Origin of the sequence: Paenibacillus polymyxa (assembly GCF_018614975.1) — a bacterium.
In the GTDB taxonomy this organism is placed as follows: Bacteria; Bacillota; Bacilli; order Paenibacillales; family Paenibacillaceae; genus Paenibacillus; species Paenibacillus polymyxa_E.
Map to the genome: position 1 here is coordinate 210,227 of NZ_JAGGNR010000008.1, position 16,279 is coordinate 226,505.

The window sequence follows — 16,279 nt, forward strand, 5'->3', positions numbered from 1 at the left end:
TGACGTTCATACCGAAGTATGATCCGACATTCATCAGGCTGTTTAGCTTCCATATACACGTTTGCACAGATCACTAACATAAGAACGCTCGCCCTACAGTCTTAAACCTCAATAATAATCGGCAAGATCATAGGTCTTCTCTTTGTTTGAGCATAAATATAGTGACCAATCTCGTCTTTCAGCTTTCTTTTAATCACATTCCACTGATTCACACCAGCCCCGGTCAACTCACTCATCTGGTTTAGAACCAGCTCATGAATTTCATGCATGAATTCTTCCGAGTCCTTGACAAATACAAACCCTCTGGAGATAATTTCGGGTGAAGCAACCATTTGTTTCTCCGTTTTGCTCAATGTGGTTACTATTACAAGCATACCATCGGATGACAGTTGCCTGCGATCACGCAATACAATATTGCCAACATCACCCATGATCAGACCATCTACGAGACTATTTCCTGATGCAATTTTGGGACCAGGAGAAGCCACGCCGTCTTTGTACTGAACCATATCTCCGTTATTCACAATAAAGACATGGTCACGCTCTATACCTACGGACTCGGCAAGCAGTCTGTGTTGATACAACATGCGAAACTCACCGTGGATCGGAATCAGATAATCCGGCTTCATCAGGGTTAACATTAATTTGAGTTCTTCCTGACTGCCGTGTCCAGAGACATGCATTCCTGCAGCACCACTTGAACCATATATCACACGTGCTCCGAGAACATACAGGTTGTCAATCACATGTGCAAGATTCCTCTCATTGCCCGGAATAGCTCCGGCAGCAAGAATAACCGTATCCCCGCCGTTAATTTTCACGTGAGGATGTTTGCCGGAAGCCAAACGTGACAATGCTGCCATCGCTTCTCCCTGGCTACCGGTGCATAAAACAACAACTTGTTCGGGTGGAAACTGATCCGAATCGATAGCTTCAATCAACAATCCGTCAGGAACTTGCAAGTAGCCTAATTCACTGGCCACTGATACCACATTTACCATACTTCTGCCCAAAAGTGCCAGTTTGCGCCCTGTCTCAAATGCTGCATTCACAATTTGTTGTACCCTGCTGACATTCGACGCAAAGGTGGAGATAAACACTTTTTGTTTGGCACGGATAAAGGCATCCAGAATGTGATCTCCCACAACCCGCTCGGAAGGTGTAAATCCGGGTCTTTCCGCATTGGTACTTTCGGAGAGCAATACATGAACTCCCTGTTTGCCAATCTCGGCCATGCGGTGCAGATCTGGGAAAGGTCCATGTACAGGAGACATATCAAATTTGAAATCTCCTGTATGCACAACATTGCCTGCTGGGGTCTGAAAAAAGATACCAAGACAATCCGGTATACTATGACTGGTTGCGAAAAAGGAAACCTCGATCCCTCCCAGCGTAATGCTGGAATGAGCATCGATCGTATGCAGGTCGGCCTTGCGCAGCAGCCCATGCTCTTTCAGTTTAAGCTCGATCAGTCCGCGAGTGAGCCTGGATGCATACACCGGGATGTTCATTTGTTTTAACAAATAAGGAATGCCACCAATGTGATCTTCATGTCCATGGGTAACCACAAGACCCCTTACTTTATCCAGATTCTCCAGCAGATACGCTACATCCGGAATGATCAGATCAATACCAGGCAATGTCTCATCGGGAAACTTCGAACCACAGTCAATCACGATGATGTCCTGATTGTACTGGATGAAATACATATTCTTCCCTATTTCATTCACGCCGCCAAGTGCAGCGATATACAGTTTGTTGTGGGCTAGATTCAACTCTATTATTCCTCCTCTGCGTGGCAATCGTATACGATACGGATCTATATTCCTAGTATGGAAGCAATCGCCTCACTTATGCATTAAATGTGATTATGCCAAAAAAACCACCACGGAATTTTCATTCCATAGTGGTTTATACGAAAAATAAATACGGTTACACCAATGATTTATCACGCTGTAGTAATACGTCTTGTTCATAGGTTTTGATATCGGTGATCCACTTTTCACGGACTGGAACGCCTTGCTGAGCACAATAGTAATCCCAGATCGCGCCAAACGGATAGGATTTGAACTCTTCCGTTAAGGCAAGGCGCAACGTGTAATCCCCTTCCAACTCGGCTTGTTTCAAGGCATCCACTGGTTCCAGCATCGCACGCAGGAGAGCTTTGATCGTGTTGCGAGTACCCACAACCCATGCAGCTACACGGTTAATACTTGCATCAAAGAAATCCAGTCCAATATGTGTGGTCGCAAGCAGATCATGTCGAACCAGTTCACGGGCAATTTCCAGTAACTCATCGTCCATAATTACCACATGGTCACTGTCCCAGCGCATCGGTCGGCTTACGTGAAGCAGAATGCCATTTGTAAACAATGACAAGGACGACAGTTTATTGGAAATAACCTCTGTTGGATGAAAATGGCCCGCATCCAGGCAGATTAACGTATCATTTTGCAAACCGTAACCCATATAGAATTCATGAGAACCTACAACATATGCTTCCGAACCCAGACCAAACAGCTTACTCTCTACCGCGTCCAGGTTGTGCTCCGGGTTAAGTGGTTCCCCAAATACTTCATCCAGCGATTCTTTGAGACGTTTGCGTGGTGTCAACCGGTCAACCGGATTATCCTTGAATCCGTCCGGTACCCATACGTTGGTTACACAAGTCTGACCAAGCTGTTCCCCGAAGTAAGCACCAATCCGGCGGGATGCCTTGCAGTGATCAATCCAGAACTTGCGAATCTCAGGGTCTGGATGACTGAGCGTGAACCCGTCACTTGATTTTTCATGGGAAAAACATGTTGGGTTGAAGTCCAGACCGAGTCCTTGTTTTTTGGCCCATTTCACCCAGTTCTCATAATGCTTCGGCTCAATCTGATCCAGTTCAACCTGCTCGTCGGTATCCGTGTAAATCGCGTGCAGATTGACCTTATGTTTGCCAGGAATCAGAGCAAAAGCTTGCTCGAGATCGTTACGAAGCTCCGCAGGTGTGGTCGCTGCCCCCGGATATTGACCTGTAACGGAAATCCCCCCTGTTAACTCCCCATCTTTATTTAGAAAACCTTTGACATCGTCGCCTTGCCAGCAGTGTACAGATACTTTGATCTCTGCCAGTTTGTTCAGCACCTCGTCCGTATCAATTCCGTGCTGGGCATACAATGCCTTGGCTGCTTCATACGCTTGCTTGACTTGGTTATCCATCCGCAAGAACCCTCCTAATTTAACGTGTAAATGCTGCCGGTACACCGCCATCAATGGTCATCATACAACCGGTTGTTTTTTCGGATTTCGAAGAAGCAAAGAATGCAATTCCTTCCGCAATATCTCTTGGATAGATATTCACGAGCAATGTCGTCCGTTTGCGATAATACTCTTCCAATTGATCCGGTTCAATCCCGTATGCCGCTGCTCGTTCATTTCTCCAGGAACCGTTCCAGATCGCTGAACCCTGTAGAATGGCATCCGGAAGAATGGTGTTGACACGAATGCCATACTCTCCACCTTCTGCTGCAATACAACGTGCCAGATGCGCTTCCAGTGCTTTTGCTGAGCTATAAGCAGAGGCACTTTTACCTGCATACACCGAGTTCTTGGACCCGATAAATACCATGCTTCCCCCAATACCCTGTTGTTTCATCAGCTTGAAGGCTTCGCGAGCCACGAGGAAATACCCTGTACCCAGAACATTCATATTCAGGTTCCATTCTTTCAGGGACGTTTCGTCAAATGGGCTGGATGTGGCTAGTCCCGCATTGTTCACGATGATATCCACTCCGCCATACTGCACCGCAACATCTGCATACGCAGATTGAACGGCTTCCTCATCAGTTACGTCCATTTTCAGCGCATAAGCACGATTCGCACCGTACTGATCATTAATTTCCTGTGCTACCTTCTGTGCGCCCTCCAGGTTGAGATCAGCAAGCACCACATGTGCGCCTTCAGATACCAATCTGCGTGCTGTTTCACTTCCGATCCCGCCTGCTCCACCTGTGATAAACGCCACTTTGCGGGAGAATTCCGTTTCTGCTGGAGCGAGAGACAATTTGTACAGTTCCAGCGGCCAGTACTCCACATTGTAAGACTCGTTTGCACTAAGCGATACGAATTGACCCAGGCTAGTGGCCCCACGCATAACGGCAATAGCTCTGTGATACAACGCTCCGCTTACTTGGGAAAGCGCCCAGCTCTTGCCCGTGTTGATCATGCCCACACCTGGAATGAGGATCACGCGTGGTGCCGCTTCGAACATGACATCACCTTCGTTTTTGTTGCTCTCAAAATAATGTTGATATTGCTCTTTGTAGGCTGCCACGCCTTCCACCAGTTTCGCTTTTAAGCCTTCGATATCATTCGCATCCGGCGTCCAATCAATGAACAGAGGTACCACTTTGGTATGTACCAGATGATCCGGGCAAGCTGCACCCACCTGTGACAATTCCGGGGAATCTGCTCCGCCTACAAAAGCAAGTACGTCCTCTTGATCGTCAAAGGACAAAATCATTTTTTTGCTATCCGATACCGCTCCACGAATTGTTGGCATCACACGTGATACGATCTGACGACGAACATCAGCGGCAAGTGCCGGGTGCTTCACACCACCGAACAAACTTCCTTCGTCCACCCGTGCTTCGATGAATGCTTCCGCTTCATTAATGATCTTGATTGTCTGAGCGTAACATTCTTCGGATGTTTCACCCCAAGTGACAAGTCCGTGTTTTTCCATCAGTACGAGTTCGGCATTGGGATTCGAGAATACGCTTTCAGCAATCATTTTAGATAACGTAAACCCTGGACGTACGTAAGGCACCCATACAAAACGATCACCGTAGATCTCTCTCGCCAATTCCTTGCCGTTATGCGCACAACACAGGCTGATAATCGCATCCGGGTGTGTATGATCCACATGTTTATATGGAAGAAACGCATGCAGCAGAGTCTCGATAGAGGCGCGCGGATGCTTGGCATCAATCATGCAATGTCCCAGATATTCAACCATCTCTTCATCCGACATGGATTCACGTTCAATTAACGGCCTTATGTCTTCGAGCCCAAGTCCGGTAAAATGTTTCGCTTCCATGGAACCCAGATCAGAGCCGCTTCCCTTCACATACATTACTTCTACATCACGACCACGAAAGTCCTTCACTGTCGTTTTGGTAGAGGTATTACCACCGTAAATGTTACATACACTGCGATCAGATCCAATCAGATTGGATCGGTAAACCAACTGCTCAAGTCCTGTTGTTTTCTCAGATGCCTGCGATGCATTCCATAAACTCTGTACCATTTGTTTCCCTCCGATAATGTTTGTTTTATTCCTAATCCGAGTTTAACATCTTTGTTTTATTTTGAAAACAAAATATTTTAAAACAAAACGGAAATATTCAAAAGACATTATAGATTGAGTCATTTTATTAAAAAAACACCCTGACGTGAACGTCAGAGTGTTCTTGTTTCATCGGTGGATTAGAAAATCCCCGCTTTTTGGGAAGTGTTTTTAATACCATAGGTATCATTAACTACGGTGTTGCCAAAGCTCGTTAAGCTTCCGTTTGGACCTGTGGCCATGTCCAGATAATTCAGACCGGGACTGTTTCCGTACCAAGACCAGGCAAGCCAGCCTACCCCTTTTTCCTGACCATATCTCATGATGGCATACTCGTCCACATCACCGTTTGTGTGATATCCCCCGAATTCACCAATGATCAGAGCCAATCCTTTGTTCAGCACACTCTCCATATTGGCTTTGACCGTTGCAGCATCTTTGCCAGCATACTCATACATATGAATGGAGAAGACGGTATTTTTCTGAGAATCGGCTGCAAATACACTTTGTCCATAATCCACGATGGATTGAGGGAACTGTCCCCATCCGGCTGCATCCACAATAAGCGTGTTTTTGATTCCCGCACTTCGGAGTTTCGGAATGGCTTTTTTGTAACCCTCAGCCCACGCACTTCCATTCCACGTTCCATACCATTCATTGGCGATGTTGACGATTACCCGATCTTCTTTGCCAATCAAAGCTTCCTTAATGCTAATCCAGTAGTTCACCACCGCATCCAACGAATTATAGTCATCTTTCCCTGTGGCGTCATGGACTTCGAGTACAGCTATCATTTTATTTTGGTTGACCACGTTAATTATATTTTTAACAGCGTTCAGATCATCTTTGGTGTACTGGGCACCATTCGAAAGAACAATGCGTACTGTATTGGCTCCTGTTTTGGCGATTGCTGGGATAGCGGTATTCAGATCATTTTTGAACCAGGAATGTCCGTGATTAACACCTCTCATGACAAAAGCTTTACCAGTGGAATCATACAACTTGTTACCGCTTACATAAAATCCTGTAGCAGCAGATGCTTTAGGGGCTGCACTCCCCAATGCCATGAACATGAGAGCAGCAATAACCGTGAAGATTGTACACTTTTTCAGATTAACCATTCGTTTGGAACCTCCTGTATTAACTTTATTATAGTTACGTTATTTAGTTTAAATAAACTTTATCGATAAGGTTATGAAGTTATAATAAATTGAAAACGCTTACCAGTCAAGAAGTTTTTACCATGATTAGGAATCATTTATTTTACATCACACAGCCAAAAGGCCCTTTCCCCTCACAACCGTTCGGAGAAAGAACCCTCTGTATCATAAACGTCAGTTAACTCTTGTTTAAGTCTTGTTTATCTGTTTTTTAACTCCTGATTTAGACTAAGCGTCTTCCCTAACTCCTACCAATACTAACCTAACCCGGTAATGAGGTATCACCCGAATATGATTGAACTTCCCGATCTCCACACCCTCAAACCGCTCAACATAAGCCTGATTCACGTAACTCTCAGTCGCCCCTCTTCGAATTGGCGTTATAGACAGACGAAGCGCGTGATCAGCCAGCAAATGACGGGATTGCTTCAAACCAAGCATCCAGCTGTGCCCATAGTGAATATGATCTGTTAACATCTGATGATGAATATGTGCTGCTGCAACGTCTCCTTCATAATCAATCTCAATCCACACGTCATCTACTTGTTCCGGCCACGCTGTGTCCAATCTAAGTGTTGCTGCATACTCTTTGGGGTATTCAACCTCTACAGCAGGCTCGTAAGGCGTAACCTGGAATGTATACGTAACGAATATTCCCTGCTTCAACTGGGATGACACAGCATATTTAGAAGCTGAAACATGCTCTGGAGCCGGATAGAAGGATACCTCCATCTCTGCTTGCTCCACGGATGTACATATGAGCATCTCATTCTGTACATACAGATGACTGCTGCTAATTACAAGCCTATCTTCTCCGCCCACACGGAAACGGTAGGCATGTAATGCCTCTTCACGGGTCAATGTAATGATACGTATGACCCTACCGTCCGATGTTGTGATTCGCAGATGATGGTCCTTGCCTGCAATCGGGTGAATCACAACTTCATTACCCTGCTTAGATACTGTACCTTCGGGCATATCCACATTCGTAACAGACGATGTATCCATAACATACTCAGGCTTCATGCCTTCATGAGCATAAAAGACAACCGTAAGCTCCTGATTTACCATAAACCGGGTCAGTGGCTGAACCGTAGCACTAATGATTTTCATTTCATTCAGATTCATATGGAAAGGCAGAATGGCTGCCATGCCTGATTTCAGCTGCATCGTTCCTTCTCTTGGATATAAAGCAGTCCCTTTGCTGGTATGCAGCTCCAATTGTATAGCTCGATCAGGCATCGCCACATGATCCTGATAATTATTCATGAACAGGAACCCTGAGCCATCTTGTTGGCGAACAGACCAACGCATATCCATCGTGTTCTCCGGTGTTATCGCATGTTGACCATCCGGTACAACACAGCCCATTGGTGCAAGCAACTCACCATATGCTTCCAGGAACATGGACAAGCTTCGAATTCGGTCATACGATTCACCAATACGTCCAAATTCCCCGAGTGGCGATTGGTAATCATACGTCATTTTAGGCAATGCCTGCTCGTTTATATATGAATTTTTGCCTACCGGATTGGTCCCCCCGTGATACATATAATATCCGACCAGATTACTGCCATTCGCCAGCTTCACAATGGTCATCGCCTCGACACTGTCCGCATCAACAACCGGACGAGCGTGATAACTGACCTGCATGCCACCAGCAAGCTCACAATACGCAGCAGGATACTCCGGACTGTCATAATCCACTTCTTCCACAGGATTCATATGCAGATCCCGGAACAAATACTCCCGGCTTGGAGGTTGATTGGGAATCCATGGTGTGTACGCATACCCCGCTAGCATCGGCAATGTTCCTTCTTCAGGCACCGCAGCATTGCCCCAGGCCGTGGCAGTATAGAACATCGGCTTCATACCGACTTCTTCGGCAATATGGCGAAGCATCTTCAGATGTTCTCGTCCATCCCGGCCGGAGGTAATGTATTTTTCGCGGGTATATCCCCAGGCATCCATGGGGGCGCCAGCGTGCATATACTCATTTTCCAACTGTACCCCGATAACAGGGCCACCCTCCTGATAAAAACAGTCGGTGAGCTGACGGGCAATCTCCCGATATAATCGCTTGGCGTAATACAGATACCCTTCATCGTTCGACCTGACTTCGAACGGGTAACTGAATAACCAATCGGGCATCCCGCCATTACGAACTTCCCCATGACAGAATGGACCAATCCGCACAATCAGTGGCAGCTGATGTTTGCCGCATAGATCCACAAAGTGTCGCAAGTTCAGGTTTCCTGACCAATTAAATTCGCCTTCCTGCTCCTCGTGAAAATTCCAGAAAACATAGGAAGCGACGATGTTCACCCCGCCTGCCTTCATCTTCAGTAATTCTTCTTCCCACTGCAAGTAAGCGAATCTGGAGAAATGAAACTCACCTACCACGGGAATATGGGGTTTAGCATTACGAGTCATATAATAGTTGGTAAAATCATACGATTCCCCTCGTGGGCTTTTGCCGCCACTGCCAGTCATACGACCCGCACGAATGTCCTTATCTTCCGCGTCCAATATAAAGCGAATATGGCTACCTGCTATACTATCATTCATGGATTATATAACTCCTTCGATATAAATGGGATGTGTTGAACGATTATCAATTATCGATGGATGATTGCCCCTCGATGATTCGGGTTTTTCTCCAGTACCCGCTCCAACTCAAGTTTGGCTTCACTCGTCCGACCCAGTCCCAGAAGACCCAATGCCCGCATATATCGGCAATGTTCTTCATTTCGCTGATTGAGATCGTCGTCAAACACCAGAAAATCGGGCAGAGATACTGCAAAATAATCCATTCGGATGTGATCATGCATATGTCTTTCGGCGTAGTCAATTAATTTATTGAATCGCCTGTTGGCTTCCTTCACATTGCCAAGCTTCTGCCAGGCCAGACCCTGATAATAGATGGATTCCGGCGGTTGATCATTATAAAACATCGCGCTTGCCGGTTCATTCAAACCGATGGATGCTCTGAGGAAACTCTCCTCTGCCGCCTGATCCTTGTTCAGTTGCTGGTAGGCACAGCCAAGATAAAAATAAACGGGGTTATCTCCGGCTCCCTCCAATTTACCTTCACCTAAGTTCTCCGGGTAAACTAATGCCTTCTGCAACAGCTCCAATGCTAGTTCAGGTTGTTGTTTCTCCAGATTTTGCTTTGCCAGTTCCGTCAGTGCCGTAACATATTGTCCAGTTACCTTGCCTTCACCACCCTCCCATGGATGAAACCGCCGGGTCTGAAGGGCATTCCATGCTTCTTGATGACTACCTTGCATATTCAATAAAGTCACCCACTCGATATACAGATCATCACGGTGGTGAACCAACTCCATATGTTGTTCCAGCAATTTAATTCGACGCTCGCGAGAATACCCTATCTTCTTGTGCAGTTGATCCAACTCGTAGAAGATTCGGGCATCCTCTGAATCCAATCGGAAAGCTTCCTCTAATGAAGCCAGTGCAAGATCGGGGCGATTCAGCTTGTTATAATAAGCCAGTCCCAGATTCCGATGTACAGTCGGATATGCAGCATTCGCCTCGCGCGAAGTTTCCCAATGAGTGATTGCTTCCTCGTAGCGTTTATGATCATATAACCAATTTCCCAGGTAATAGTGAGCACGTGCATCATTCGAATCTACTACCAATACATCCTGAAGCACCATGAATTCAAATAGCGTATTAGGAAAGCAATAATCAGTTGGAGCAGCTTCCCCCTGCTTTTGACATTCTCGGGCCTGCTCCACCTCCCCCAGCTGACGATACAAGTAGGCCTGAGCATAACCAACCATAGGATACGTCCGTGAATTTGCGGATTCAACATAGGAGAGTACCGTCAGTGCTTCTTCCCACAACCCACAATCCGCGTAATCTGCGGCTAGATTCAGATAATTATAAACGTCTCCTCGCATCAAACGATGGAAATGCTCACGCGCTTGCTCCGCTTGTTCTCTCTCTGAAGGTGCAGTTGCTCCGCTGTAGATCAGGACTAATTCATGTGCGGCTCCAAATTCAACCGGGTCCAGTGCCAATGTCTCACGCGCATATTGGATGGCCTGTTTATCTTGACCCATTCTGCGCAGCAGAGCCACCTTCAGATGCCGAGCCTTGTAATGTCTGGTGTTACGAATCAGCGAACGTTCGATGTGATCCAACGCTTCCATGTACCGATGTTGACCCGTATCAATCTGAGCAAGCATGTAATAACCCGTATCCTGATACTGTGCAGACCATACGGCTTTATACAGTGCTGCGTAGGCTTCTTCCTGTTTCCCCTGTAGTTTCAAACTCAGACCGAGTTGGTAAAAAGCTTCACTATCATACGGATTCGTATTTTTCCACGTCAGCGATTGAACGGCCTGTCTGAAATGCTTCTCTGCATCTTGAAACAACCCTCTACGCAGCAGCAATGTGCCATATGCAATGTTTAGACGAATATCCCTGGCATCACGCTTCAAACCTTCCAGATAATAAGGTTCTGGTTCATACGTGGCATGCCGATATTGCTCCAAATGAAGACCAGCCAGATATAGTTGTTCACTCGTACGAATCTCCGATGGCAGTGGGAGTGGTTTCGCCGGATCGGGTACTTCCTGAATCTCAGTACGTTCAGGCTGATAGGCCACAAGTACTTTTCCTTCCACAGTTCGAACACTTAACTTCACCTGATGCCATTCATCTTGTCCGCTCCACGGGAATGAAGACTTATATAGTTCCGTAGGTGAGATATTACATCTCTCATGGAGATATACCGCGGCTGGTCCTACCACTTCAACGGTCACTTGTTCAAAAACCGACGTCGCATATACCATCACGGTTGCCATTCCGGTCGTTTCGTCCATTTCCAGATTAACCGCTGCATCAATCGATGCATTTTTGACCATACCAATTCCTTTATACGGCATAAAATACTGCGAAAAAGATTTGGCTTCATACGGCTGTAACCATGTAAAATCAGGCTGATTATCGGTATAGACACCTGTCATTAATTCAATATATGGGCCATCCTCGTCCGTTAACTGGCGATCCCAGGCTTGCCCAAATTCCCCATTCCCCCAGGTCCATTGCTTCTTGCCCGGAGAAATATGATGATTCGCTACATGCAACAAACCTGCCTGAACCCCGTGGTCATAACCCCCCACAAAATTATAATCCGACTTATACGCCATATAGGATGTTGGAACCGGTATGTTTTTGTAGCGCGAGATATCCACACCTTCAGAATAGTCCATCTTGTAATAGGTGCCGGTTGCGATGGGAAAGCGGGATACGTCCCGTTTTCCGTGGTCCAGCACAGCTGTTACATCAGGCGGAAACACAGATTGCGTATGATCGTTGACGGCTACAGCCGGATTAGCCCACCATAGAAAAGTTTGAGGTGCGCTGGTGCGATTGTATACCTCGGCATGGATTTCAAGATAGGCTTTGGCGGGATGTAATGTGAAACCAGCGGTCATTTTGGTACCATACATTCGATCAATCTCACCTACCCAGACGGTAGCGCTCCCATCTTCATTACTGCCAAATGTATAATCGACTGGACCAAACGTGTTCGGCCGATGATGCTGTGGCCAGTTGAATTCGATTCCCCCAGAAATCCATGGCCCTGCCAGACCCACAAGTGCAGGTTTAATTACCCGGTTATAATATACAAAATCGTAGTTGTTGGTCCGATCCAGCGCGCGATAGATTCGTCCACCCAGTTCGGGCATCATCTCAATACGTACATATTCATTTTCGAGAATAATTAATCGATACGACTTCATTTTTGCTTCATCTTCAATGCTGTCGATCACGGGATGCGGGTACACCTTACCCGAACTTCCCTGATAGATTCGCTTTTCAAGAAACATCGGATTTTTGTCCGGTTTACCTGTACCATAGGTTGGAATATCTCTGGTTTCTTCCCATATGCGAACATTTGATTTTGCTGTCACGTGATTCAATTCGCTCACTCCTTGGCCTCGTATATATTGTGATCATACGCTCCGACATGCAGGAAGAACATTGACATTAAGCGGTTCTTGATGGACGATCTTCGGATTCCCACATAACCAAAGAGAGTACCTATCCACTGAATAATGCAGTGAAAGGTACTCTCTGATCGATCTTGATTAACTTATCTGCGACGTGCAAAATCCACAAATCTGAACTTGTCCGGTCGATGCCTGGACTCCGTATACTGAAATTGACTGGCATCCTCCAGGTACACCTGGCTCCTCACCACAACCACATTATGGAACCCTTCAAGGTCAAGCAGTTCCCTGTCCTCAGCGGTGGGTTCTTCCACCAAAATCTCTTTTTTGGCAAACGAAATGGAAAGCCCCAGCTCTTGCTCAATGTACTCATAGATGGAATCATTACAGATCTCTTTGCTGAGCCCAGGAACAAGCCGCTGGCTAATGTAATCTTTGTCCAGTATGACATACTCTCCATCCACTTTGCGCACACGTCTGATCTCCCAGACCTGTTCATTCAGACCAAAGTTAATTTTTTTGTGCAACGCCTGATCGACCTGTTGCTCCTTGAAAACCTTCACATACGTTTGAGCTCGATGTCCCATTTTTTTGGCCAATTCCTTGAAGCTAACCAGACCTGAGATGGGAAAATCGATCTTGCGTATGTCCAGTACAATCGAGCCCTTGCCTTGAATCTTCTGAATATAACCTTCTTCGTACAACATTTTCAATGCTTTGCGGATAGTCTCTCGAGACGTTTGATAACTTTCCGATAGATCCAGTTCCGATTGAAGCAGCGTCCCTGCCTCAATCTCTCCGGTCCGAATACGATCTGCAATATCTTCATATATCCGGATAAATTTATTATTCATTATTCATCATCACTTCTCATTTCTCATCTCTGATCTTTAATAACGCTTCGTCCAATGCGCCAACGACCTTGTCACACCACGCATCAAATTCCGGATCTTCGGTCTGTAACTCAGGATGCTCCAGAATGTGCTCAATCGTACGTCGAATGCCCTGATCAGCTCTTGTCGTTGCTAGAAATTCCGGAACAAGCCGCTTCAGCTTGCTGTTATCAAACACAACGGTATTGGCTTTGTCACCCAGCAATCCGCCGCGAAGATCCTGATCACTGCATGCTGCCAAGAACTCAGAGGGTACATGTACCGCATGAAGCTTAACACCCAACACGCCAGCTATAATCTCATGAATCTGATTCCAGGTGACGGATTCATCTGAGGTGATATGTACCGATTCACCAATGGCATGGATATTTCCCATAAGCCCGATGAACCCTTTGGCAAAATCAGTATTGTGCGTGATGGTCCACAGTGAGGTACCATCTCCATGGATGATAACGGGTTTGCCTTCACGTATACGCTTGAGAACCTGCCAGCTGCCTTGAGCACCATGAACACCGAGAGGTACCGATTTGTCGCCATACGTATGGCTCGGACGCACGATGGTCACCGGAAATCCATGCTCACGGTATTGTTTCATCAGATAGTCTTCACAGGCAATCTTGTTGCGAGAATACTCCCAGTATGGATTCGATAAGGGCGTACCTTCCGTGATCCGGTAATCAGCCAGGGGAGTCTGATACGCTGATGCTGAACTTATAAAAATAAACTGCTTGGTTTTATCCTTGAACAAACGGTAATCTCGCTCCAATTGAGACGGTACAAAAGCGATAAAATCCGCCACAACATCAAATTCCAGATCAGCTATCAGTTCCGCTACACGTGCCTCGTCATTAATATCCGCTTGAAGTACCTTGACTTCTGCTGGCAACTCATCGTTCCGATTGCCGCGATTAATCAAATAAAGCTCACAGCCTTGCTGTGCAAGCATCTCCGTAATGGCCGTACTGATGGTGCCTGTCCCTCCAATAAATAGCGCTTTCATTTCGCCACCTCCTGATCCATTTTACCCACTTTTCCATGATATCACGCACCAAAAGAAGGAGCAAAGCTCGGTGACCCGAAACCTTGCTCCTTCTGCTTAGACGACCTTAATCGTTGCGTATATCATATACATACCACAGTGAATTTCGTATTCGCCCTTTGGCAGATCTTTGTCGACCGTATAATAATTGGGTCCCTTTTGCATATATAGATCCATACCAAGCTTTTGTGATCCCACTGATTTGACATGTGTTACCGACTTGGTCAGAATAAAGTTGATTTTGGTCGGTACACCAGCTTTCACCTCAATAACGTCTGGTCCAAAACCATCGTTGCTCACGTCCACATCAATGACTTCATATCCCTTCAAATCCTCCGGTGTCTCGGCTTGTGCAGTTACAGCACTTCCTGATCCCGGGGATACGTCTTTGCCCATAAAATAAACCAAAAATGATCCAAGCAGTACAACAACGGTCAGACCCAGCGTTAACCAAGGCCATGTTTTTCCAAACCAGCTTTTCATATAAACACTCCTCATTCGATGTCCCATCTATATTCAATCCACAGACGGATGTGTTCTTTAAGCATACCTGATTCGCATGACAATGAAAATGACTCCTCTGGGCTATTGCGATTGAGCAAGAATAACTCATTAAAAAAAGCCTGATTTCTCAGGCTTATTACGGGTATTCCCGCTCATGCTCCTCAATATCCCTTTTCGTGTGAATCAGGAATAGATCGGTTTACTGCGACTTCGTCTCATTCGTAATTTGTACAACTCTGGCAGGGCAACGCCAATGAGCACAATGATCACTCCGAACCATTGCAATCCGCTGACATGCTCATGAAGCACGATAGAGGATAGCAGTACTGCAATTGGAAGCTCCACTGCGCCCAGGATTCCGGCCATATCGCCTCCAATATGCGGAACGCCGATAGCGAACAGTACTGGTGGAATGAAAGCCCCGAAGAATCCAAGCAACAATCCAAATACAAGCAACTGGCTCCAGATCAATCCGTTAAAAAGGAATGTCGGCGGGAATAAAATGCACAGCAGGATCAATCCGCCTGTAACCATCCACGCACTGCGGAAGGCTGGATGCGCTGAAGGAACGGCTTTGCCGCTGAACAATACAAACAGGGAATAACTTACGGCTGCCATTAGTCCAAGCGCAATACCCAGACCGTTGAACTCACCCAAACCCTGTTCCAGGAAACCCGCTGCCAGCAATGTTCCACCAAACAGAATGATTAACGTCAGGAACGTGACTTTGTCTGGACGTTGACGTTTGCTTATCGCCTGAATCAATACGCTAATCCATGTGAACTGGAACAACAGGATAATGGCAAGTGAAGCCGGGATATAACGTAAAGACTGATAATACACGAGACCAGTAATTACCGTTGGTGTTCCGGCTGCCATCAATATCAGACGTTGTTTCCACGTCAACCGCTGGAATACCTGTGCCACGGCTCCTGATGCTTTGCCATTTGCCTGTGACTTGCGTTTTGTTCTAAATCTTGTGTATAGCGCCAGCATCCAGGATAGAAGAAAACCCGTGATCAGTTGTGCTCCCACAACCTCTCCAAGTTTATATCCTTCGCCATACGCCAGAACCACAATCGTGGATAATATGCCATAGCTCATCGCTCCCGCGAGAACGGACAGATAATATTTCATTGTGAATAAACCTCCTGATGATAAGAAAAATACGCCCGCATGTTGGTTCATGCCAAGGTCACAGATACCATCTAAATGCAAAAAATCCTAACTACGAGCAAGGAATACATTGATTCCTTGGCATCGTAGTTAGGAAGTATAGGCTTCCCGTAGAGACCCTCGCCCTGTGTACACTTTCGGCCTGCGAGGTTATACGAAATGATATATGCAATTTGATGTAATTCGTG

General features: G+C 46.2%; 10 protein-coding genes and 1 riboswitch. All 10 genes read right to left on the reverse strand.

Features of this window, described 5'->3' with window-relative positions:
• Window positions 1-101: 101 nt before the first annotated feature.
• Entirely contained in the window at window positions 102-1,775 is a 1,674-nt protein-coding gene (locus tag J7E78_RS04325) for a ribonuclease J (protein WP_215075096.1), read from the reverse strand.
• Window positions 1,776-1,932: 157 nt separating this feature from the next.
• Window positions 1,933-3,204, reverse strand: a complete 1,272-nt coding sequence (gene rhaA / locus J7E78_RS04330) for an L-rhamnose isomerase (protein ID WP_215075098.1) — start codon at window positions 3,202-3,204, stop codon at window positions 1,933-1,935.
• A gap of 19 nt (window positions 3,205-3,223) precedes the next feature.
• Window positions 3,224-5,293, reverse strand: coding sequence for a bifunctional aldolase/short-chain dehydrogenase (locus tag J7E78_RS04335; RefSeq protein ID WP_215075099.1), 2,070 nt, complete (start codon window positions 5,291-5,293; stop codon window positions 3,224-3,226).
• 179 nt (window positions 5,294-5,472) lie between these two features.
• Window positions 5,473-6,405 carry a glycoside hydrolase family 5 protein gene (locus tag J7E78_RS04340; protein ID WP_397330469.1) on the reverse strand — a complete coding sequence of 311 codons (933 nt, stop codon included), beginning with the start codon at window positions 6,403-6,405 and terminating at the stop codon, window positions 5,473-5,475.
• 315 nt (window positions 6,406-6,720) lie between these two features.
• Window positions 6,721-9,060, reverse strand: coding sequence for a beta-galactosidase (locus J7E78_RS04345; RefSeq protein WP_215075101.1), 2,340 nt, complete (start codon window positions 9,058-9,060; stop codon window positions 6,721-6,723).
• A 50-nt stretch (window positions 9,061-9,110) separates the two neighbouring features.
• Window positions 9,111-12,449: a tetratricopeptide repeat protein gene (locus tag J7E78_RS04350; protein WP_215075103.1), complete on the reverse strand. Its 3,339-nt coding sequence runs from the start codon at window positions 12,447-12,449 to the stop codon at window positions 9,111-9,113.
• A gap of 173 nt (window positions 12,450-12,622) precedes the next feature.
• A complete protein-coding gene (treR, locus tag J7E78_RS04355; RefSeq protein WP_215075104.1) occupies window positions 12,623-13,333 on the reverse strand; it encodes a trehalose operon repressor in 711 nt (236 codons plus the stop codon).
• Between the two features lie 16 nt (window positions 13,334-13,349).
• Window positions 13,350-14,372 carry an SDR family oxidoreductase gene (locus J7E78_RS04360; protein ID WP_215075105.1) on the reverse strand — a complete coding sequence of 341 codons (1,023 nt, stop codon included), beginning with the start codon at window positions 14,370-14,372 and terminating at the stop codon, window positions 13,350-13,352.
• A gap of 96 nt (window positions 14,373-14,468) precedes the next feature.
• A complete protein-coding gene (locus J7E78_RS04365; protein WP_215075109.1) occupies window positions 14,469-14,894 on the reverse strand; it encodes a cupredoxin domain-containing protein in 426 nt (141 codons plus the stop codon).
• A gap of 204 nt (window positions 14,895-15,098) precedes the next feature.
• Window positions 15,099-16,052 carry an EamA family transporter gene (locus J7E78_RS04370; RefSeq protein WP_215075111.1) on the reverse strand — a complete coding sequence of 318 codons (954 nt, stop codon included), beginning with the start codon at window positions 16,050-16,052 and terminating at the stop codon, window positions 15,099-15,101.
• Window positions 16,053-16,158: 106 nt separating this feature from the next.
• Window positions 16,159-16,269, reverse strand: a riboswitch (purine riboswitch).
• Window positions 16,270-16,279 lie beyond the last annotated feature (10 nt).